At 55.0% G+C, this 20,245-nt stretch carries 20 protein-coding genes; 8 read left to right on the forward strand and 12 right to left on the reverse strand.

Features of this window, described 5'->3' with window-relative positions:
- Nucleotides 1–54: 54 nt before the first annotated feature.
- Nucleotides 55–672, forward strand: coding sequence for a precorrin-8X methylmutase (locus H6F59_RS10210; RefSeq protein ID WP_190698527.1), 618 nt, complete (start codon nucleotides 55–57; stop codon nucleotides 670–672).
- The gene (gene cbiE, locus H6F59_RS10215; protein WP_190698530.1) at nucleotides 669–1,925 is read left to right on the forward strand and encodes a precorrin-6y C5,15-methyltransferase (decarboxylating) subunit CbiE; all 1,257 of its coding nucleotides are present in this window, start codon (nucleotides 669–671) and stop codon (nucleotides 1,923–1,925) included. Before H6F59_RS10210 ends, cbiE begins: the two co-directional genes overlap by 4 nt.
- 29 nt (nucleotides 1,926–1,954) lie before the next feature.
- Here the strand turns inward: cbiE and H6F59_RS10220 are convergent, their stop codons facing one another.
- From H6F59_RS10220 to H6F59_RS27295, 6 genes are all read right to left on the reverse strand, one after another.
- On the reverse strand, nucleotides 1,955–2,719 hold the full coding sequence (locus H6F59_RS10220; protein ID WP_190698533.1) for a CPBP family intramembrane glutamic endopeptidase: 765 nt from the start codon (nucleotides 2,717–2,719) through the stop codon (nucleotides 1,955–1,957).
- Nucleotides 2,720–2,841: 122 nt separating this feature from the next.
- Nucleotides 2,842–3,222 (reverse strand): AbrB family transcriptional regulator, encoded by a 381-nt coding sequence (locus tag H6F59_RS10225; RefSeq protein WP_190698537.1) that lies wholly within the window; start codon nucleotides 3,220–3,222, stop codon nucleotides 2,842–2,844.
- Nucleotides 3,223–4,491: 1,269 nt separating this feature from the next.
- Entirely contained in the window at nucleotides 4,492–6,459 is a 1,968-nt protein-coding gene (gene acs, locus H6F59_RS10230; protein ID WP_190698541.1) for an acetate--CoA ligase, read from the reverse strand.
- A gap of 323 nt (nucleotides 6,460–6,782) precedes the next feature.
- A complete protein-coding gene (locus H6F59_RS10235; RefSeq protein WP_313887173.1) occupies nucleotides 6,783–7,739 on the reverse strand; it encodes a ferritin-like domain-containing protein in 957 nt (318 codons plus the stop codon).
- 10 nt (nucleotides 7,740–7,749) lie between these two features.
- On the reverse strand, nucleotides 7,750–8,511 hold the full coding sequence (locus H6F59_RS10240; RefSeq protein WP_242021374.1) for a ferritin-like domain-containing protein: 762 nt from the start codon (nucleotides 8,509–8,511) through the stop codon (nucleotides 7,750–7,752).
- Nucleotides 8,512–8,704: 193 nt separating this feature from the next.
- On the reverse strand, nucleotides 8,705–9,139 hold the full coding sequence (locus H6F59_RS27295; RefSeq protein ID WP_313887174.1) for a L,D-transpeptidase: 435 nt from the start codon (nucleotides 9,137–9,139) through the stop codon (nucleotides 8,705–8,707).
- Between the two features lie 784 nt (nucleotides 9,140–9,923).
- Here H6F59_RS27295 and H6F59_RS10250 point away from each other — a divergent pair.
- A complete protein-coding gene (locus H6F59_RS10250) occupies nucleotides 9,924–10,337 on the forward strand; it encodes a hypothetical protein (RefSeq protein WP_242021375.1) in 414 nt (137 codons plus the stop codon).
- 93 nt (nucleotides 10,338–10,430) lie between these two features.
- On the opposite strand, the gene H6F59_RS10255 is transcribed toward H6F59_RS10250, so the two are convergent.
- The 3 genes from H6F59_RS10255 to tsaD form a co-directional block, all read right to left on the reverse strand.
- The gene (locus H6F59_RS10255; protein ID WP_190524444.1) at nucleotides 10,431–10,745 is read right to left on the reverse strand and encodes a metal-sensitive transcriptional regulator; all 315 of its coding nucleotides are present in this window, start codon (nucleotides 10,743–10,745) and stop codon (nucleotides 10,431–10,433) included.
- Between the two features lie 103 nt (nucleotides 10,746–10,848).
- Complete coding sequence (locus H6F59_RS10260; RefSeq protein ID WP_190698547.1) at nucleotides 10,849–11,268, reverse strand: hypothetical protein; 420 nt, start codon at nucleotides 11,266–11,268, stop codon at nucleotides 10,849–10,851.
- Between the two features lie 72 nt (nucleotides 11,269–11,340).
- Nucleotides 11,341–12,399 (reverse strand): tRNA (adenosine(37)-N6)-threonylcarbamoyltransferase complex transferase subunit TsaD, encoded by a 1,059-nt coding sequence (tsaD, locus tag H6F59_RS10265; RefSeq protein ID WP_190698550.1) that lies wholly within the window; start codon nucleotides 12,397–12,399, stop codon nucleotides 11,341–11,343.
- 218 nt (nucleotides 12,400–12,617) lie between these two features.
- On the opposite strand from tsaD, the gene H6F59_RS10270 reads away from it, so the two are divergent.
- From H6F59_RS10270 to H6F59_RS10280, 3 genes are all read left to right on the forward strand, one after another.
- On the forward strand, nucleotides 12,618–13,118 hold the full coding sequence (locus H6F59_RS10270; protein ID WP_190698553.1) for a Photosystem I reaction center subunit III: 501 nt from the start codon (nucleotides 12,618–12,620) through the stop codon (nucleotides 13,116–13,118).
- A 63-nt stretch (nucleotides 13,119–13,181) separates the two neighbouring features.
- Nucleotides 13,182–13,307, forward strand: coding sequence for a photosystem I reaction center subunit IX (gene psaJ, locus H6F59_RS10275; RefSeq protein ID WP_190523167.1), 126 nt, complete (start codon nucleotides 13,182–13,184; stop codon nucleotides 13,305–13,307).
- A 125-nt stretch (nucleotides 13,308–13,432) separates the two neighbouring features.
- Nucleotides 13,433–13,915, forward strand: coding sequence for a photosystem I reaction center subunit XI (locus H6F59_RS10280; protein ID WP_190523169.1), 483 nt, complete (start codon nucleotides 13,433–13,435; stop codon nucleotides 13,913–13,915).
- Between the two features lie 207 nt (nucleotides 13,916–14,122).
- Here H6F59_RS10280 and H6F59_RS10285 read toward each other — a convergent pair whose 3' ends face one another.
- Nucleotides 14,123–15,334 carry a methionine gamma-lyase family protein gene (locus H6F59_RS10285; RefSeq protein ID WP_190698556.1) on the reverse strand — a complete coding sequence of 404 codons (1,212 nt, stop codon included), beginning with the start codon at nucleotides 15,332–15,334 and terminating at the stop codon, nucleotides 14,123–14,125.
- A 139-nt stretch (nucleotides 15,335–15,473) separates the two neighbouring features.
- On the opposite strand from H6F59_RS10285, the gene H6F59_RS10290 reads away from it, so the two are divergent.
- On the forward strand, nucleotides 15,474–16,295 hold the full coding sequence (locus H6F59_RS10290) for a fatty acid desaturase (protein ID WP_190698558.1): 822 nt from the start codon (nucleotides 15,474–15,476) through the stop codon (nucleotides 16,293–16,295).
- Nucleotides 16,296–16,529: 234 nt separating this feature from the next.
- Here H6F59_RS10290 and H6F59_RS10295 read toward each other — a convergent pair whose 3' ends face one another.
- Together H6F59_RS10295 and gyrB are read right to left on the reverse strand one after the other, a co-directional pair.
- Nucleotides 16,530–16,961, reverse strand: coding sequence for a CU044_2847 family protein (locus H6F59_RS10295; protein ID WP_190698562.1), 432 nt, complete (start codon nucleotides 16,959–16,961; stop codon nucleotides 16,530–16,532).
- 199 nt (nucleotides 16,962–17,160) lie between these two features.
- Nucleotides 17,161–19,101, reverse strand: a complete 1,941-nt coding sequence (gene gyrB / locus H6F59_RS10300; RefSeq protein WP_190698565.1) for a DNA topoisomerase (ATP-hydrolyzing) subunit B — start codon at nucleotides 19,099–19,101, stop codon at nucleotides 17,161–17,163.
- A 125-nt stretch (nucleotides 19,102–19,226) separates the two neighbouring features.
- On the opposite strand from gyrB, the gene miaA reads away from it, so the two are divergent.
- Entirely contained in the window at nucleotides 19,227–20,213 is a 987-nt protein-coding gene (gene miaA / locus H6F59_RS10305) for a tRNA (adenosine(37)-N6)-dimethylallyltransferase MiaA (protein ID WP_190698568.1), read from the forward strand.
- Nucleotides 20,214–20,245 lie beyond the last annotated feature (32 nt).

Consider the following 20,245-nt stretch of genomic DNA (forward strand, 5'->3'; position numbering starts at 1 on the left):
ATGGCGTCTGAGATTGGGATGGTTAGTTGAGGCTAGGGGTTATTTAGGAATTTTATGGCGCAGCTGTGGCAGAGCCCTATTTTAGAAGAAAGTTTTGCGCTGATTGACCGGGAAGTGGGCGAGCATGGCTTTACTCCGGCGGAGTATGCGGTGGTGCGGCGCGTTATTCACAGTACTGCCGATTTTGACTTTAAGGAGTTGGTGAGGTTTAGCGAGGGGGCGATCGCCACGGCGACCCATCATCTCTCAAATGGTGGCCCCATTATTGTAGATGTGACGATGGTGCGCCAAGGGGTGGCGGGCATGATAGAGCGCACATTCCAAAATCCTCTGCTGACAGCTGTAACCTTGGGCGATTCGCCAGAGAATGGGCGCACCCGTACGGAGGCCGGACTGCTGCGGTGTTTGGAGGAGCATCCCAAGGCGCTGGTGGCCATTGGCAATGCGCCGACGGCGCTGATGGCACTGTGCGATCGCATCGTCTCAGATCAGGCCCACCCCGCTTTAGTCATCGGTGCTCCGGTCGGCTTCATAGCGGTAGAGGACTCTAAGCAGCGTTTGGCTCAGACTTCTGTGCCCCAGATTCGGGTGGAGGGGCGCAAGGGCGGGTCGCCTGTCGCTGCGGCCATTCTCAACGCTCTGCTGGTGCTGGCTTGGGAGCAGCAGGTATGACCCCAATTCAAGTGGTGGGAATTGGGTTGGATGGGCGAGAGGGGCTATCGCCCAAACTGCTGCAAATTATTGACCAAGCAGTGGTGCTGGTAGGCAGTCCCCGACATCTCAGTTACTTTCCTGACGCGACGGCAGAAACCTGGGTCTTAGGAGATCTAAAAGCAACCCTCGATCGCCTCCGTCAGTGGTTAGACACTACTAAACCCGGTACTGCCGTGGTTTTGGCCTCTGGCGACCCACTCTTTTTTGGCCTAGGGCGGTTGCTGCTCGACCACCTGCCCGCCGAGAACCTAACCTTTCATCCCCACCTGAGTGCGGTGCAGTTGGCCTTCAGTCGGCTAAAGCTCCCCTGGCAGGGGGCGACGCTAATCAGTGCCCACGGTCGATCCACCGAAGAACTCACTACTGCCCTGCGGCGCGGGGATACACTGATTGCGGTACTCACCGACCCGACTCACAATCCAGCTGCCCTAGGACAGCTGATTCTCACGCTGGGGCTGCCCTATAGCTATCGGCTAACGATCTGTGAAAATTTGGGGGATGACACCGAAACCATTTATCATTTGACGCCTGAAACTACGATGGGCAAAACCTTTGCGGCCCTCAACGTGGTGGTGCTCCAGCGGCAGCATGAGGCAGGGCTCGATGCCGAAAATCTGCCGCTGATTGGCCTACCCGATCGCGCCTTTGCTACCTTTAGCGATCGCCCCGGCTTAATTACCAAGCGCGACATTCGCATTCAAATCTTGGCCGACCTAGACCCGAGGCCAGGGCAGACTATTTGGGATGTTGGGGCCGGTACCGGCTCCGTCAGCGTTGAAATCAACCGCCTCTGCCCCACTGCCCAGGTCTACGCCATTGAGAAAACCGCTGCTGGCTACGGCTTAATTCAGCAAAACCAGCGCCGCCTGGGTAACACCAACCTACACCCGATCTATGGGGCTGCCCCTGAAGCCTTAGAAGCCCTGCCCGACCCCGATCGCATCTTTATTGGCGGCAGCGGCGGCCACCTGGCTGAAATTCTCGATCGATGCGCTCAGCGCCTCCGACCCCAGGGCCGAATTGTCCTAGCCCTTGCAACCATAGAGCACACCAGCACGGCGCTGGCCTGGGCCAGCGGAACCGCAGACGGTCGCTCTGCTTGGCCGGTAGAGCTGCGTCAAATTCAGGTACAGCAAGGGGTTCAAGTCGGAGCACTGACCCGCTGGCAACCACTCACCCCCATTACCATCATCACCCTGAACTATCCCTAATTCTCTTAGGTAATATAGCCATCGTCCGTTTATCCCAAAGCCCACACCCCTACCCCTGTAAGCACCAGCAACCCTAGGGGCAGCAGACCTGTGAGCGGCTGATCGGGCAGCCCCACTAGCCAAACTGGGCCATCTTTGCCGGGCTTCAGCAGGGCAAGGGCATCGATGGCGGCGATCGCAAAGACCCAGCCAGCATGGAGACCCCAGGCCAAGCCCAGGCTACCGCCCACGGCCCAGCGAGCTAGCAACAGCACCGCCCCCATCACCGCCAGACCTGGCACCTGGAGCATTCCAGCGGGGCCATCCCACAGTAGGTGAGAAAAGGCAAAAATGAGGCAGACGGCGATCGCCATCAGCCCTACCGGCAACACCTGCCCCAGCCCGTTCACCAAGACGCCGCGAAATACCAGCTCTTCAATCCAGCCTACAAACAGCGCCAGGGGCAGTACCGCAAGCAGCACTACCCCTGGCGAAGGACTAGATATTGTCTGAGCATTAGTATGGCCCGTTGGGGAAAGCTCAGCCCCTTCCGAGGCAACGGGTTGACTAATCGACTGCCACCGCCGCCAGCCCAGCCCCACCTGCAATGCTACTAGCAGGGCTACACCTCCGGCGGCTACCCCAAACCCGGCAGCGGTAGCTCTGGCAAAGGGCCAATCCCAAGCGATGCCGTAGGCTGACCAAGTGCTATTGGCGAGGTGACGATGCACCTCCACCGCTACAGGAGCCAGCAAATATAAAGGCAGCAGCAGGGGCAGCTTATGCTGTGGGGCAACGGGGTAGGTGAGCGGCACGCGAGCGATCCGCGCAACTAATAAGCAAACTGGAACCCCTAGGGCAATCCAGCTTAAAAAAAAACAGTTAGATGCGCGATCGCTGACATATTCACAGACAGGATTGCCATAGTAAACCAGTACTATTCTTCGTCAGAGTCGGCATCGAGCTGCTTCAGATGAATGTGCTTGTAGCCCAGCTTAATCTCAAACTCGTCGCCAGACTTAAGGCCCATTTCTTGGGTGTAAGTGGCACCAATAACAATCTGGCCATTTTTGTGGACGCTAACCCGATAAGTAGGTTCGCGACCGCGGCCATCTTTACTGTTTTCAGGATCAAGGTTGATGCCTTTAGCCTCTAGCAACGCATCGTAAAAGCCAGACAAATTGACCCGTACCTGATTGTCTTTGGTTAGGGTATAGTAGCCGCATTCTTTAGCGGTTTCGCGTTTGGTTAGGTTAGATAAGTCTTTAACCTTTTGGAGCAATGCTTTGCCGGTCAGGGGAGTGGGTTTTTCTGCCATTGTCAGGGAAAATCCTTGTGTAAGACGTGAAGCCGAATGCTAAAAAACGGCAGGTCGATCCTGGTAATGAGGGTGGCGACCATTGCGGAATAGCAGAAGAATAATAGCAAATAAATCTGCCCATTCGCACAACTAATTATAGTCAAGGCATTAGAGGCTGTCACCTAAAAAATAAACGATTTAGATCAGCTTTGACTGATTTTATTTCTCCGCTCATTTCTACTATAGGAGCAGGATAGCTTCAGAAAAGCCAGGCTCTACGATTCTGCCATGGTCCAGCGTCAGAATGTTCGACTTTGAAAGCGCTTATTTAGATTGTCTGAGTTGCTTTTAATTACTCGCTCGATGACATTCCCTACTTCTCCTTGCTACCCAGCTTCCCCGTTTTTATCAAAATTCGGTGTGCTTAACGCCCGGGCCAAGACTCTCAGTCTGCGGCTTTGCTGATTGGAAAAAGGCAGGAATGGCGCTAGGGATAGTCAACTAAGCGAAGGCGCAGAGTATTGAGAGGCTGTTGAGAAAAGGATTGGTCGTAATGCTGTCCCCTGCTGGTTTCCCTAACCCTCTTGGGTTTTTGGTCTCCACGTTCCCACTAGAAGGAGAAAATTAAGGGGATCTCAACCTTTGCTAGCCAGGGTAAGACCTTTAAAACACACCCCTAAAACCTTGCTCAGTCCGCTCGACCCACATCGATCGCTAGAACCATTTAGCCCCGTAAATTCTCCAATTCTGAGGGATTTATAAGCGCCGACTCCCGCAGGGCTGGGGGCTAGGAATGATGCAAGCACCATATTAAGGGAAGGCGATCGCCCTAACCAAACTTTTATCCACTATAGGTTTTCCTTCAGCGGTTACAGATATGTTGGATGGGCAAAAAACCTGATTGGGCTTGCCACCCTAACTTGTGAGCAGTTTGCTACGGATGATGCCCGTAGAATTACGGTGTCGCGATCGCTCACAACCATCTCTCCCTGCTTCTAAACCTGATTGAAGAACAAAACTTCCTCAAGAACGGTTCAAAATTAGCATAGATTTTCTACAAATCTATCTCAAGATAGAGGTCATTACGCCCTGGCTTAGAATCGTTTAGTTGGGGTAAACACTGCACTTCTTTCCCAGGGAAGGTGTCTTAGTCAAGCACTGGTTATTCAATCAGTTGTCTAAACAAACCGGCGCGAGAAAGGCGCACTATGCTGGCAGAAGCCATGGCAGTAGTGCGCCTTTGCTCAAGGAAATGCTGGGTTTGCTCAAAGGAACCGAGGCTAGGCGTTAGCCCTGACGAAGTTGATCAAGCACACTTTGATCTTCCATTGTGGAAGCATCACCTGCGATCGCCTCGCCACTGGCCAAGTTGCGCAAAAAGCGACGGATGATTTTGCCCGATCGCGTCTTAGGTAACGCGTCGGCGAATCTAATTTCGCCGGGTCGGGCGATCGCGCCAATTTCGTTCACCACGTGCTGTTTAAGTTCCTGCTTGAGCTCGTCGCTGGCGCTATAGTGACCCTCCAAAATCACAAAGGCAAAGATATCTTCGCCCTTGAGGTCATCTTTTCGACCCACCACGGCAGCTTCGGCTACCGCCGGGTGGGAAACCAGCGCTGACTCGACCTCCATGGTGCCTAGGCGATGGCCCGACACATTGATCACATCATCCACCCGACCCATTACCCAAAAGTAACCGTCAGCATCCTTGCGAGCGCCGTCGCCTGCAAAGTACAGATATTGGCCGTTGATTGGGGCAATGTGTTCCCAGTAGGTGCGGCGGTAGCGATCGTCGTCGCCGTAGACCGTGCGCATCATGCTGGGCCAGGGATGTTTGATCACCAGGTAGCCGCCTTCACCCGGGGGCACTGGGTTGCCGTCAAGATCGACCACATCGGCCAAAATGCCGGGGAAAGGAAGGGTCGCGGAACCGGGCTTGGTGGCGATCGCCCCCGGCAGGGGCGTAATCATAAAGCCGCCGGTTTCCGTTTGCCACCAGGTATCGACAATTGGGCAGCGCTCGCCACCAATCACCTGGTGGTACCACATCCAGGCTTCTGGGTTGATGGGTTCGCCCACCGTGCCCAGCAGCCGTAGCGACGACAGATCTCGCGCTTTAGGCAGCTCGTCGCCCATTTTGATAAAAGCGCGAATGGCGGTGGGAGCGGTGTAGAAAATGGTGACACCGTACTTTTCAATTACATCCCAAAAGCAGCCAGGGTTTGAGGGTCGGGGCACCCCCTCATACATCACCGTAGTCGCTCCGTTTGACAGCGGGCCGTAGACAATGTAGCTGTGTCCCGTAATCCAACCCACGTCGGCGGTACACCAATAAACATCGGTATCTTTGATGTCAAAGGTCCATTTAAAGGTGGTGTGGGTGTAGAGGTTGTAGCCCCCGGTAGTGTGCACCACACCCTTGGGTTTGCCCGTGGTGCCGCTGGTGTAGAGGATGAACAGCAGGTCTTCGGCGTCCATTTCCTCGGCGGGGCAGTGGGCCGAGGCTGTGGCCTGGAGCTCGTGCCACCAGTGGTCGCGGCCTTCGACCATGGTGATCTCGGCCTTGGTGCGCTGCACCACCAGCACGCTGGCAACACTGGGCACACCACCGTCGGCCAAAGCTTGATCTACCGCAGCTTTGAGCGGCACAATCTTGTCTTTGCGAAAGCCACCGTCGGCGGTAATCACGACCTTGGCCTCAGCATCGTTGAGGCGATCTTTCAACGCTTCAGCGCTAAAGCCGCCAAAGATGACCGTGTGTGGGGCACCAATGCGGGCGCAGGCGAGCATGGCGATCGCCGCCTCAGGCACCATGGGCATATAAATGCCGACGCGATCGCCCTTTTGTACCCCCAACCCCTTGAGCACGTTGGCTACCTGGCACACCTCACGGTGCAGCTGGGCGTAGGTCAGGGTGCGGCTATCCCCCGGCTCGCCTTCCCAAATCAGGGCGGCTTTATTGCGTCGCCAGGTGGTGAGGTGGCGATCTAAACAGTTGTAGGAAATGTTAATTTTGCCCCCCACAAACCACTTCGCAAAGGGCGGCTGCCAGTCAAGCACTGTATCCCAAGACTTAAACCAGTGCAGCTCCTGACTGGCGAGTTCTGCCCAAAACTGAGCTGGGTCTGCCGCTGCCCGTTCGGCTAGGGCACGATACTCCTCTAAGCTCTTGATGGATGCGTTTTGAACGAACTCATCAGCCGGTGAAAACAGGCGGTTTTCGTGGAGAATTGATTCGATGGTGGGGGAAGCCATAGACAATGCTAAGTCTCTTGCAAACACAAATAATATTAGAAGGCCGCTGTAGAGGAACGGCGTCCCTTAAAAACCATACGATTTTTAGTGGCCCTTTAAACAGCGTCTATGGTTTCCGTAATGTTTTCTAAAAAGTATGCTCAGCTTTAAAGATAGCTGTTTCTGAGGTACGAGAGGCCAGACCAGTCAGAAAGCCCCGCTCTTGACTCCCTAAAACTAGACAAAAGCCGCTGCTCACGATAAAGCAACGGCTTTTGCTGAGTTAAAGCAGAGGTTTGTAAACGGCTCTGGCTAGCTCCGCAACGGTTGGCACCAAAGTGGGTTTACCACAATGCGCGAGGAGCGTTATTTTGTGTAGATCCGCCCTGGTTGTTTGGCGTTGGGCTTGGGTTGTTTGGTGTTTGGGGCCTGGGTTGGTTAGTTTGAGGAGCTTCAGTCAAAATCGGGCCGACAAGTGCCAAGACTTCACTCTGAGTTGCATAACCGTCGAATGCGTCAGAGCTAAAGGGAATAGGCGAACCCGATCGATTTTCGTTGTAAATCACCTCAACACTGTTAGCGTTCTGTTTAGTCCTGGCATTCTCTGAAATCCAGGGATTGACATCAGCGCCTAGCAGAGTCTGCCGCAGGAACCTGACCCCAGCGGCATGGCGAGCTTCTACACTGTGGATTTCTAGCGCTGCCGCCAGTACGGTTTTACCGGCTTCACCTGCGGCCAACAGGTTTTGTACTTGCCCTTTGTAAGCGGCAACACCCAAATCTTCGACGTACTGACCCACTAGCAAAAAGTCAGCCGGGTTAGCAAACGGGTCGCGGCCTAGAATAGCCGCATAGTTGGGGTTAGCTGGAATCACCACCGCATTTGGATTACCGCCCAACGAAGGCAGGACGGCTGAGAGATCGGCTACGTGCTGAGCTTCGTCTTGACCGTAGGAAACAATGATATCTTTCGCTGCCTGAGGAATGCCAGACAGACCACCGCTTTGAGCAGCCGTGACCGCCCGGCGATAAAAGTCAGCTTCTAATTTTTCCAAGGTGAGGGCATATTCAGTCACCTGTCGAGGGGACAAGACCGTTCCCTGGGCTTGGGCAGCAGCGGTCGGGCCAACACAGAAGAACAACAGCATTGCCAACGGCAGGGCAAGGCCTACGGTGCGCCCTAGGCGCTGCATCTGCTCAATCTGCTGACCACAGCGATCGCGTAAAGCTGTCAGCCCGTCGAACAAGGGCAGCAGGATCTGGTTTATCGGTTGGGGAATTGAATTAGAACGTGTTTTCACTGATGTCTCCTTATGCAACGAGCGCGCCATTGATGGGATTGTTGAGAATGCCGAGGGAACCGACGATGTCCACGATTTGTCTGGGACTGTACAGCTCGTCGTAAGCTGGGCCCTTGAACGGGTTGAGGCTAGCGACTAAGTCGTCATCACTCACTAAGCGATCGCTGTCTGGCTCAGTGGTGGGTTTCCCCAGCAGCGCTCGTACGCCGCCAGCATGGCGGGCTTCGACCGAAACAATCGAGCCTGCGGCCAGCAGGTAGGTGGGGTTGGTGAGGCTAGGGCCAGCCCCGTTGTAGGCATGGACGCCTACGTCTTCTAAGGCGACCGCTGTGTTGAGAATGGTGCTGCGATCGCTTAAAAGAGCATTCAATCCAGAGGAATTGAAGCTGAGATCGGTGGTTTCAAACAGTACCTGGTCGCCCAATACACTCCGCAAAAATGTGACGTGAGCCGCTTCTTGAGCACCTAAAACTTGCATGTAGTCCAGTTCTGTGCTGTCGGAAATTTGGCCAGAGTCAACGACAGCGGCGTAAAAAGCAGCCTCGAGTTCTTCTAGCAGCAGGGCAAAATTAAGAATGCCTTCGTCATCGGCAGCAAAGGTGAGGGTACTGCCGCCAGACTGGGCGCTGACCGCCTTAGGAAGAGCCGCAATCATCAACCCTCCAAAGCCTAAAGCCCCCCACTTCATCAAACTTCGGCGCGAGGCAAACAGTGATCTCTGTTGCTTCATATCGGCATCTCCTGAGAATCGTTCGTAGTTATCAATAGTCATATGGATGCCATCGCAAAATTTTTTACGACAGACTCTACATACATAACGAACAGACTGTGTTCTTGGATGTATGCCGTTTGGTATAAAAGAGCCCTCAGGCCCTCCTTCGAAGGAGATAGGACTTTTTTTAGAGCTGTAATTTACGCAGAATATTTGGCCCAGCTCAGCAGGATAAGCATAAACTTAAAAAACGCTATGGCTCAACGATGACTGGGGTTCCCAGTTGCACCATGCCGAAGAGCTGGCGAATATCTTCGTTGTACATACGAACACAGCCGTGGGAAGCTGCCTGCCCTACAGAATCCCGGTTGGGGGTGCCGTGAAAGCCGATAACGTTGTTGCCATCACTCCAAAAACCAATCCAGCGATCGCCCAGCGGATTTTCTGAACCAGGCGGCATCACTTCATTGGTAAAAGGATTTGTCCATCCCGGCTGACTAATTTGTGAGAATACCTCAAACTCTCCGGTAGGTGTTTCCCACCCTGGCTTGCCAATGGCAACCGGAAAACTCGCCTCTACAGCGTTGCCTCTGTGTACGTATACTCGGCGATCGCTCAAGCTCAGCCGCAGATGCACCGGTTGCTCTACAACCTCGGGCAAGAGATCTGCCCCTAGCGGAGCAGCCACGGCAAATGAACCAGTCGAGGGCAAAGCCATCGTTGGACGAATCAGTATAGGCTCTGGCGTGCGTAAGCTAGGCTCTACCTGCTCGGTTGGCTGCAACTGAGGCGTTTTTGGTAATAGCTCAGCTTCCTGCTTATTAGAAGCCTTTGCTGCCCCCAAATCACTCAGCAGTAAGCTACTCAAACAAACAATTATTGACTTGTAGACCAGTGTTTTGGATCGTAGCAGAGCAGAGTTCATGGGCAACGGTGGATTTAGAGAAAAATCTCAGCAGGGTTACGACAACTTTAGCCTAAGCTAGTGAGCACGGTTATCTGCCTCAATTGCGATCTCTAGACAGCTACTTAAGCCCTTTCGACATTTCAATGTAAAGCGGCTGGGATTTTCGCTTGTTTTATTGTCGGTTAAACGTCTGGGACGACAGTAACTTGATCTTTTAGCCGTGGCCATTGACGACATTGTCGTAGCCAAGCTCAGTTTTCATATCGTGGGAAGCTGGATGGTTATATCGCCGATCTGGCTTTCAGCCACCGATCATTACGCGAGGCCACGGTGCTGTTTGGGGTGGAGGCGAAGTCGAGGGTAAGGAGCGTATGCGCACCTACTTTCTGGGGCAAAAAGGCCTGGCGATCGCGGCTAGGCCACTCTAAGCACTGGCTAACTCAACCATGATTTGTGGTGGCCGGCCGGGTATGCTAAGCGAAGGGAGTTCTTCTAGGTAGCCGGCGATACATCTCGTGTCTATGGCTTGCTTCTTCAGTATCCTGTGCCACCACGTGATGGGTCTATGACTACGGTTAAGGCATCTGTACCGGCGCAGCCCGCGCCCCCGCTCTCTGCCCAAGACGCAATGCTGGAGAATATTATCGGAGTTGCCATCTTCGACTTCAGCGGTCTGCCCCGTGAGTATTTCATCACCGCCGACAATGAAAGTACGAGCTGGGTGCAGGTCGTCTTTCAGGCCCTAGGGCTCAAATCGCTGCTGATGTCTTCGCTGAAGCTAGAGGGGTTTTCTCACATCTGCATTGAGCTAGACCAGCAAACCGCCTTTGTGGTGCGCACCAAAGAGGAGTACGTGGCCCTGCTAACGCGTAAACCGCTGGTGTTTGCTACGGCTCAGGAGAGCGATCGCTTTAGCCATTGGGTCCGCCAGTTTGAGCGGCTTCTGCTGCGCGAGCACAGTCGGTTTATCCCAGCCTAGAGGGTGCAGGGTGCAGGGTATAGGGTGAAAGGATTGGCTAAATACTTGCGATTTTGAGCCTAAACCCTGACCTTTGTGCCCTATACCCCGAAGCTAAGGCAAAAACCGATCCAGTGCAGCTTTGAGCTCGGCGATTTCTTCTTCAATGTTGCCGTCTTCGGCAGCGCGACCAATGCACTCAGTCAGGTGCTCATCGAGAATGATGCGGGCGACGCGATCAAGCGCACCGCGCACCGCCGCTACCTGTACCAGCACATCCGGGCAGGGTCGGCTCTCTTGCACCATAGTCTTAATGCCGCGAATGTGACCCTCAATGCGGGCCAGCCGATTGACAATCCGCCGCAGCGATTCCGGGTCATGGACGTGGGGATGTGCCCGGGTGTCGCCGGTAGGCTCGACCTCGTGCAGGTGAGAATGGGGGCTAGGGCTAGGGTTATGCAATGGAATTTGAGAATGAATAACAGACGGACAGAGGCGGCTGGCTCAACAGTAGAGCTTGCTCAACGCCACCCTATTGGGGCGGTAAAAACCCTGACAGATCGGCCAAATCGTCTAAAGACTTAACCCCTGGGGAGAGCTGACCATCGATTTCCCAGGTGGGATATCCTTGAATGCCCTTTTGCTCACACAGCTCTGGCTGGGGGTTATCGCCATCGGCGGCACACTCCACGTAGGGCACCCGATCCGCAGCCTCACCAAACATCGCCTTTTGATCAGCGCAGTGGGGGCACCAGTAAGTCCCGTACATCACGCTGCCGGTATCGGCTAGGTGCTGGGCCAGCTGGGCCTCGTAGCTGGTCGCGTCGGTAACTATTTGGGCCTGATCTGGCCCACACCCCGTTAGCAGCAGGGCACCCAGCACCAACCCTCCCAGCCAGGAAAAGTTCAGCGGGGGCTGAGGCCAAGAACGAACGCGGTGCAGTGAAACCATAGCGCTTAACCAACACAACCCTTAAGCGGTGGATGGGCGATCGCCCATCCACCGCTGAAACCCAGTGTAGCGTCAAGCCACGGCGATAGGCGTGTAAAGCTCCATGACCCGTGCCAGGTCGAGACGCGACTGGGCTCCCAGGGCGAAGCCTGAGCAATGCCCCTGATTTAGGTGGTCGGCAGCAGCACAGCCAATCATCGCGGCATTATCGGTACAGAGGCTAAGGGGCGGAAACAGCACCCGCAGGCCATGATCGACGGCTGCCTGCTGAAGGTGCTGGCGCAGACCGCTGTTGGCGGCGACCCCACCCCCTACAGCCACAGTGGTAAGGCCGTAGGCCTGGGCACAGGCCACTACCCGGCGGGTCAGACTGCGGGCTACCGTGGCCTGAAAGCTGGCGGCTAAGTCGGCTACCGGTAGGGGATCAACCCCATCCACCTTTAATTTGTCCACTAGTCGCAGCACCGCTGTCTTCAGCCCGCTAAAGCTAGAGTCGTAGGGGTGGAAGCCCCCCTCGGGCAGCGAAATATTGCCCTCAGGCAGCGGGAACGCTTGAGGGTTGCCAGTCTGGGCTAGCCGGTCGATGATGGGGCCGCCGGGATAGTCCAGTCCCATGAGGCGGGCTACCTTATCAAAGGCTTCCCCAGCAGCGTCGTCACGGGTTTGGCCTAGGGTCTGGTACTGGCCACAGCCTTTAACATAGATCAGGCTGGTGTGCCCCCCCGACACCAGCAGGCACAGGTAAGGGGGCTCCAGATCAGGGCTGGCCAGATAGTTGGCGTAGATATGCCCCTCCAGATGGTGAATCCCTAGGAAGGGCTTGCGGTGCACCATGGCCAGGGTTTTGCCCGCTGTTAGCCCTACCAGTAGGGCGCCTACTAGGCCTGGGGTGCAGGTGGCAGCGACCCCATCAATGGCGGTCCAGCCCAGTCCAGCTTGGTCTAGGGCCGCACTGATACTGTCCCCCAGCGTGGCGACATGGTGTCGCGAGGCTACCTCGGGCACAATGCCACCGTAGGGTTGGTGAATGGCAATCTGCGAAGCAACGACGTTGCTGAGGACGGTGCGATCGCGCACCACCGCCGCCGCTGTTTCATCACAGCTAGTTTCTATTGCTAAAATCGTCGCCATGGGGGTTGTGGTTGGAAGAGAACTAGAGTAAGTCGCGAAAGCGAATCAGAGTAAGGCACGCCGTAATTTGTAGAGATGTAAACACCCCACCGATCTTAGCTTTACGGGGGTTCGGCCGCGAGGTATTATGGCGACCAAGTTGGGTGAATTTTTGTTCAAAAAACTTAACTTTACGTTCAAATCGCCCTAGTTTCTTCGGTAATTAAAAGGAACAGTTTATGCGACGGTTTTTTGCTGTAGCACTTGTAGTGTTTCTCTGGTTTGGGTTTGCTGCCCCGGCTTCTGCTAGCCTGGCTGGCGACAACGTAGCAGGCCTTACCCCCTGTGGTCAAAACGAGGCATTTCTGAAGCGAGCCGCTGGTGCCAAGACCGAATCGGCCAAAGCTCGGTTCGATTTTTATGGTAGCTCTACCCTGCTGTGTGGCAGCGATGGCCTACCCCACTTGGTGGTAGACGGTGACCTGGCCCATGCTGGTGAGTTTCTAATTCCTAGCCTGTTGTTTCTCTACATCGCTGGGTGGATTGGCTGGGTAGGCCGCGCCTACCTAATCACGGTACGTGGTGACAAGAATCCCGAAGAAAAGGAAGTCATTATTGAGGTGCCCCTGGCCATCAAGACCATGTTAACTGGGTTTGCCTGGCCGCTACTTGCCTTCAAAGACATTGCTAGCGGAGCTATGTTTGCTAAAAACGAAGAGATCACCGTATCTCCTCGCTAGGTAAATCTCCGCTGACCCCCAGAAAAACGACTCCCCAGAATAACGACCCAGGAGAATTAGACCATGAACAACGGCCTGCCTCGGTATTTGTCAACTGCCCCGGTGCTGATTACCGTGTGGATGTTGATTCACGCCGGTATTTTGATTGAGTTCAATCGCTTCTTTCCTGACTTGCTGCTGCACCCCTAAGGAAAGACCTCGCGAGGCTGACCTTGCGAACTTGATGGAGAGATGGTTTCTGGAGACTTAACGGCGTCTAGAAACCGTCTTTATCTAATTGCTGTGATCTTGTTTGAGTTGGAGAAACTTCCCCCATGACAGACCTCATTCAGCCCGCTGGGGATCCGCAAATCGGCAACCTAGAAACGCCGATTAATTCCTCTGCGTTTTCAAAGGCTTTTATTGGCAATCTACCCGCTTACCGCAAAGGGCTTTCCCCCCAGCGGCGCGGTTTAGAAATTGGTATGGCCCACGGCTATTTCCTCTACGGCCCCTTTGCTCTACTTGGCCCCCTGCGCGATTCTGAAATTCCTGGCCTAGCTGGGTTGCTGAGCGCGGCGGGACTAGTGGTGATTTTGACCGCTTGCCTGTCGATTTACTCGGGTTCTGGCCTTAACCACTCCGTTACTAGAGCCACCACCCCGTTCACCCCTCCCGCTAGCCTCGAAACCGATGAAGGCTGGAGCGAGTTTGCCGGTAGCTTTTTAATCGGCGGCATTGGTGGGGCTACCTTCGCCTACCTGCTAGCGGCTAACTTGCCTATTCTGACCACCCTAGTCAGCGGCGGCCACAGCTAAGCTTGCCTCTGTAATCTCTATTCTGTAAGCGCTAGGGGCGATGGACTACAATCCGTCGCCCCTGGCCTTTTTAAAGGAGCCTTTCAAAATAGACGGCCAGGGATGATATGTAGAGCGGGAAAAATCACTCTCTCGATAGAGCTTTGTGGGCTAAAGTTCTGGAGTCGAGCTAAGGGAACCATGCTCGAGCTACTGCTAAATGCTGTTCTACAACGGTCCGATCGCCTCTACTGCTGCCTCCACCGCTAGAGCCACGTGTGTCCAGTGGGTGCCACCCTGGCAGTAGACGATGTAGGGCTCCCTCAAGGGACCATCAGCCGACAGTTCTGAGGTGCTGCCGTCGATAAAGGTGCCCCCAGCCATCACCAGCTCGCTCTCGTAGCCAGGCATGGCACCAGGTACGGGTTCTACGTAGGCGTCGATAGGTGAACGCTGTTGTACAGCCTTACAAAAGGCGATTAGTTTCTCGGGCGACCCCAGGCGAATGGCCTGGATCACGTCGCGCTGGGATGCACTGGGGTCTGGATTGACGGGGTACCCTAGGGCAGCAAAGGTGGCCGCTAGAAGATAATTGCCCTTCATGGCTTCACCAACCATTTGGGGAGCTAAGAATAGTCCCTGATAAAGCAGGCGGTTGAGGTTGAGGCTAGAACCACCGCTGGCCCCAATGCCAGGGGCGGTAAGACGGCAGGCGGCCGCCGCAACTAGGTCGGCCCGACCCGCGATGTAGCCACCGGTGGGGGCAATGGTACCACCGGGGTTTTTGATCAGCGATCCGGCCATAAGATCGGCGCCAACGGCAGTAGGCTCACGGTCTTCTAAAAATTCGCCGTAGCAGTTATCGACAAAACAGACAACGGTGGAATTCTGGTCTTTTACCGTAGCCACGATCTTTTCGATTTCGGCTATGGTGAGGGATGACCGCCAGCTGTAGCCGCACGATCGCTGGATGTGCACCAGTCGGGTTTTTGGCCCCACTGCTGTTGCTAGGGCATCCCAGTCGAGGGTGTGGTCAGCGGTCAATGGTAACTCTCGATAGGACACTCCAAACTCGGCCAAGGATCCCTGGCCTTTGCTCCGTAAGCCAATTACCTCTTCAAGGGTGTCGTAGGGAGTGCCTGCTACGGCTAGCATTTCATCCCCAGGGCGCAGCACGCCGTACAGGGCGCAGGCGATCGCGTGGGTGCCTGAGACAAACTGCGATCGCACCAGGGCGGCCTCCGCCTGCACTATGTCGGCAAAGACGCGATCGAGGGTGTCACGTCCCAGATCGTCGTGTCCGTAGCCCGACACGCTGTTAAAGTGGTGACTTCCCACCCGATGCTGTCGAAATGCCTCTAATACTCGCGCTAGATTTTGCTTGACCTGAGCGTCAATTCCATAAAATATTGGAAGAAGGGTCGAGTCAGAGGGCATCATCAGGTTTGATTGTTGCAATGGTTAAATTTTTTCGTTAAGAAACAGGGGTAACTATTGTCCCCTACATTTACTCTGCCTGAGCAAAATTCTTACTGAGGATTCCTGCTGGGGCGCTTGTCCAAAATTCTGAGATTTTTGCATGACTGCTGTAACTACCGAGCGTTTGTCCCGCGATTGGGTCACCCTTGGCTTCATGATTTTTGTCCACAGCATGGCGGCCCTGGCGTTTCTGCCCGCTAACTTTTCCTGGGCGGCGATCGGGGTAGCACTGCTGCTCCACTGGTTCACCGGCTGCCTGGGTATTACCCTGGGTTGGCACCGACTGGTGTCTCACCGTAGCTTTACGGTGCCCAAGTGGCTAGAGTACTTTTTCGTTTTTTGCGGTACCCTGGCTTGCCAGCACGGCCCAATTATGTGGGTCGGCCTACACCGCCACCACCATGCTTACTCTGACCAGAGCCTCGACCACCACGACTCTAACAAGGGTTTTTGGTGGAGCCACATGGGCTGGATGCTGCGCGACGTGCCGGCCCGCCACGAGGTTGACCGTTTCATCCGCGATATCAAAGACGATCGCTTCTACCTGTTCTGCGAAAAGTATTTCCTGCTGCTTCAAGTTGGCCTCGGCGTAGTGCTCTACGCCCTGGGCGGCTGGCCCTTTGTGCTGTGGGGCATCTTTGTGCGGCTGGTGGCGGTTTACCACTGCACCTGGTTGGTGAACAGCGCCACCCACAAGTTTGGCTACCGCAGCCATGAAACCGAAGACAAATCGACCAACTGCTGGTGGGTAGCCGTGCTCACTTACGGTGAAGGCTGGCACAACAACCACCATGCCTATCAGTACTCGGCCCGCCACGGCCTGAAATGGTGGGAAGTTGACATGACCTGGATGACTATTCGCCTGCTCGAAACAGTCGGTCTGGCCAAGAAAGTCAAGCTAGCTGGCTCTACTGAAAGCTAGATAATCGGTTCTAAACCAATAAAAGCAGGGTTAGTGCAAGTGCTGACCCTGCTTTTTATTGCGGTGCCAGCAGAATTCTTCAGTATTTCGCTGGCATCAAACTCCTCAATGCTTCTTTGAACGGCTAAACGACTTAATAAATAACTGAACCTAAAGTCAGTTGTCTGAGTTTAAGAAAAAATCGCAGTTTCAAATTACCTACGCAAATTTTGACGGCTAGCTGGTCTAACTCGCTTAGTTTTTAGGAAACTTACAGGTGACCTCGATTTTGAAGTCACCGTCAATGGAACCCTTGGCCAGCATGGGAATGCCGGTATCGGCGTTGATTTTGATGCCAAAGCTGAGTTTGAGGTCTTCGACCTCAGCCCCGGCTAGGTTTTTGAATGCCCCCAAGGCGTACACCGTGTAAGCGCGAATGGTTTGGTGAACCGTTTGAAGCTGGGCATTAATAGGCGCCGACAGACCCCGGGTTGGTTCGCTGGGTGGCCAACTATAGGTCTCACGAGTTGCGTTGGGGTCGTAGGAGCGGGGTGAAGGTGGCGGAGAAGGTGGAACGGCAGGGGGAGTTGCAGTCCTGCTGTTGGTTTCTACAACATCGGTTTCTACGTAGATGGTGTAGCTGGTTCCGTCATCATCTTCAAGCACAATCGGTTGAATCGTCGTCATAGATTGCCCCTAGACCCATGATCCACAGGATACATTCGCTCAGGGATAACTATCCCGTTAATTAGGGAATTGCTGCATCTCAACGACACCGAGGTTTCTTAGAAGCGCTCCGTCACGTTGTTTACGCTAGTTCAATCCATGCCCGCCGAGGGCACATAGTCAGCATGCCCTATCCCAAGCTTGATACTGGCTATTTACTCTAGATATCCAGGTCTTCTAGCTTCATGCGGGAGCCATAGGTTTCAATGAACTCGCGACGGGGAGCGACGCGATCGCCCATCAGGATCGTAAAGATGCGATCGGCCTCGGCGGCGTCTTCGATCTCCACCCGCTTCATAGTGCGGGTGGTAGGGTCCATGGTGGTTTCCCACAGCTGCTGGGGCATCATTTCTCCCAAACCCTTGAACCGCTGCACCGTGTAGTTGGCGTTGGCCGGAAACTCGTTGGTAATTAAGTTCTGCAGCTCGCGCTCGTTATAGCAGTACCAGTGGTTGCGACCCCGCTCCACCTTGTAAAGGGGTGGGCAGGCGATGTAAATGTAACCCTGGTCGACCAGGTCGCGCTGGTAGCGGTAAAAGAACGTTAGCAGCAGGGTGCGAATGTGGGCTCCATCCACGTCGGCGTCGGTCATCAGGCAGATGCGGTGATAGCGCAGCTGCGATGAGTCAAACTCCTCGCCGCGAATGCCCATGCCCAAGGCGGTAATCAGCGCCTGGATTTCAGTATTTTTGTAAATCTTAGAGTCTTCGGTTTTCTCAATGTTGAGAATTTTGCCCCGCAGCGGCAGAATGGCCTGGAAGCGGCGATCGCGTCCCTGCTTTGCACTACCACCGGCTGAGTCGCCTTCCACAATAAAGATTTCCGACTCGCTGGGGTCACGGCTACTACAGTCGGCCAGTTTGCCCGGTAGAGTAGACGACTCTAGCACCGACTTACGGCGCACCAGTTCCCTGGCTCGGCGAGCGGCCTCGGCGGCATTAAAGGCTTGAATGGCCTTCTCTAAGATGGCGTCGGCCACATTGGGATGGAAGTCGAGATACTCAGTTAGGGCTTCACCCACTAGAGAATCGACAATGCCCCGCACCTCGGTGTTGCCTAGCTTCGTTTTAGTCTGACCCTCAAATTCGGGGTCGGGCACCTTCACCGAAATAATGGCCGTCAGCCCCTCGCGGATATTTTCCCCTGCCAGGTTCGAGTCAGCATCTTTGCGCTTGTTGCGCTTGCGGCTGAAGTTGTTGAGAGTGCGGGTCAGCACCGCCTTCAGTCCCTCCAGGTGGGTACCGCCGTCGATGGTGCGAATGTTGTTGGCAAAGCCCAGCAGGTTGTCAGAATAGGCGTCGATACACCACTGCAGCGCGGCCTCTACCTGCACCCCATCGCGCTCGGAGGAGATGTGAATGATCTCATCGTGGATGGGCTGCTTGTCGTTGTTGATGTACTTGACGTACTCAATGATGCCGCCCGCGTAGTGGTAGGTCGAAACCTTGGGCTGGTCCGACTTAATCACGTCTAGGCGGTAGTCGGTGAAAATCACCTGAATGCCTGCATTCAGGTAGGCCAGCTCACGCAGGCGGCCGCACAGGGTGTCGTAGTCAAACTCAGTGCCGTTGTGAAAAATCTCGGTGTCGGGCAAGAAGGTGACCGAGGTGCCCTGGCGCTTTTCGGCAATTTTCTCTGCCGACAGCTCACCGATAGGCACACCGCGCTCAAATCGCTGCTTGTGCTCCTTCCCTTGGCGCCAGACGGTAACTTCAACCCACGCTGACAGGGCGTTGACCACCGAGATGCCCACGCCGTGAAGGCCTCCAGACACCTTGTAGCCGCCACCGCCAAACTTGCCCCCGGCGTGAAGCACAGTCATCACCGTTTCGAGGGCTGACTTGCCGGTGCGGGGGTGAATGTCGGTAGGAATGCCGCGCCCATTGTCGGTGACGGAGACCGAGCCGTCGGCATTGAGGGAAATATCGATGCGATCGCAGTGGCCCGCCAGCGCTTCGTCTACGGAGTTATCAACAACCTCGTACACTAGGTGGTGGAGTCCACGGGGGCCAGTGCTGCCGATGTACATGCCTGGACGTTTGCGAACAGGCTCAAGCCCCTCTAGAACCTGAATCTGATCGGCACCGTAGTCAGTTGTCATACTGTACGCTCCAAAAATGGGCTCTAAGCCACCCGAATGCTCGCCAGGTCAAAACACCTAGAAATTATAGCACAAAGCAGCCACAGCGGGCTCTAAGGCAACGTCAGCTCAAGAATAAACTAGGGATGCAATCACCTAAATTTCCCCAGCTAGAATCGTCGTTCCAGGAGACGGAGAATAATAGTTCAATTGTACCATTTTTATGGGTGATTGGCGGCGCTACGGCAACGGGCAAATCGTCTTTAGCAATCGCCCTAGCCCAGCGCCTTCAAGGGTGCATTCTCAGCGCCGACTCCCGACAAGTATATCGAGAGTTTGATATTGGGACGGCAAAACCTTCGGCATTCGATCGGCGGCAAATTCCCCACTACCTGATGGACATCTGTGACCCGACCGAAACCCTCACCCTAGCCCAGTACCAGCGCCAGGCTCAAGATTTAATTCACACCTTTCACCAGACGGGTGCTGTGCCCATGCTGGTGGGTGGTACAGGGCTTTACATAGATGCGGTGGTGAAAGGATTACATATTCCGCCCGTGGCTCCCCAACCCGCCCTGCGCCAGCAGTTAGAGGCCCTGGGGCAGCCCCACTGCTATGCCCTACTCAAAAGCCTGGATGCAGCTGCGGCCCAACGCATTCATCCCAACGATCCGGTGCGTACGGTGCGCGCTCTGGAGGTGTTCTATGTCACTGGCCAGCCTATGTCGACTCTTCAAGGAGAAGCGCCTCCGGCGTATCCGGTGCTTTACCTGGCCCTCGACTGTGATTCCCTCTCGTTGGAACGCCGCATTGCTCAGCGCACCCAGGCAATGATTGAGGCGGGATTTGTGGATGAGGTGACACATCTGCTGGAAAAATACGGCCCGGAGCTGCCCCTGCTGCAAACCCTGGGCTACGGCGAAATGCTGCGCTACGTGCAAGGGGATGTTTCTTTGGCGATCGCCCAGGCCGACATCGTGCAGCACACCCGTCAGTTCGCCAAACGCCAGCGCACCTGGTTTCGCAACCGAGCCACAGTGCAGTGGTTTGATGCCGATGCCAAAGATTTGGTAGAGCAAGTGTGGGATTGGTTCAAAGAGCGCAGGGATAGCTATCCGTTGCCCTTGAATTAGTCAGGCAAAGACGACGCTCCTAGAGCGGCAAT

The organism is Nodosilinea sp. FACHB-141, assembly GCF_014696135.1.
Taxonomy (GTDB): Bacteria; Cyanobacteriota; Cyanobacteriia; order Phormidesmidales; family Phormidesmidaceae; genus Nodosilinea.

Coding starts and splice junctions, on each gene's coding strand:
- tsaD (WP_190698550.1), bottom strand. CDS start 12,399: ATGGCGACGATTTTAGCAATAGAAACTAGCTGTGATGAAACAGCGGCG.
- psaJ (WP_190523167.1), top strand. CDS start 13,182: ATGAACAACGGCCTGCCTCGGTATTTGTCAACTGCCCCGGTGCTGATT.
- H6F59_RS10280 (WP_190523169.1), top strand. CDS start 13,433: ATGACAGACCTCATTCAGCCCGCTGGGGATCCGCAAATCGGCAACCTA.
- gyrB (WP_190698565.1), bottom strand. CDS start 19,101: ATGACAACTGACTACGGTGCCGATCAGATTCAGGTTCTAGAGGGGCTT.
- H6F59_RS10285 (WP_190698556.1), bottom strand. CDS start 15,334: ATGATGCCCTCTGACTCGACCCTTCTTCCAATATTTTATGGAATTGAC.
- H6F59_RS10290 (WP_190698558.1), top strand. CDS start 15,474: ATGACTGCTGTAACTACCGAGCGTTTGTCCCGCGATTGGGTCACCCTT.
- cbiE (WP_190698530.1), top strand. CDS start 669: ATGACCCCAATTCAAGTGGTGGGAATTGGGTTGGATGGGCGAGAGGGG.
- H6F59_RS10295 (WP_190698562.1), bottom strand. CDS start 16,961: ATGACGACGATTCAACCGATTGTGCTTGAAGATGATGACGGAACCAGC.
- H6F59_RS10260 (WP_190698547.1), bottom strand. CDS start 11,268: ATGGTTTCACTGCACCGCGTTCGTTCTTGGCCTCAGCCCCCGCTGAAC.
- H6F59_RS10225 (WP_190698537.1), bottom strand. CDS start 3,222: ATGGCAGAAAAACCCACTCCCCTGACCGGCAAAGCATTGCTCCAAAAG.
- H6F59_RS10250 (WP_242021375.1), top strand. CDS start 9,924: ATGACTACGGTTAAGGCATCTGTACCGGCGCAGCCCGCGCCCCCGCTC.
- acs (WP_190698541.1), bottom strand. CDS start 6,459: ATGGCTTCCCCCACCATCGAATCAATTCTCCACGAAAACCGCCTGTTT.
- H6F59_RS10210 (WP_190698527.1), top strand. CDS start 55: ATGGCGCAGCTGTGGCAGAGCCCTATTTTAGAAGAAAGTTTTGCGCTG.
- miaA (WP_190698568.1), top strand. CDS start 19,227: ATGCAATCACCTAAATTTCCCCAGCTAGAATCGTCGTTCCAGGAGACG.
- H6F59_RS10240 (WP_242021374.1), bottom strand. CDS start 8,511: ATGACTATTGATAACTACGAACGATTCTCAGGAGATGCCGATATGAAG.
- H6F59_RS10270 (WP_190698553.1), top strand. CDS start 12,618: ATGCGACGGTTTTTTGCTGTAGCACTTGTAGTGTTTCTCTGGTTTGGG.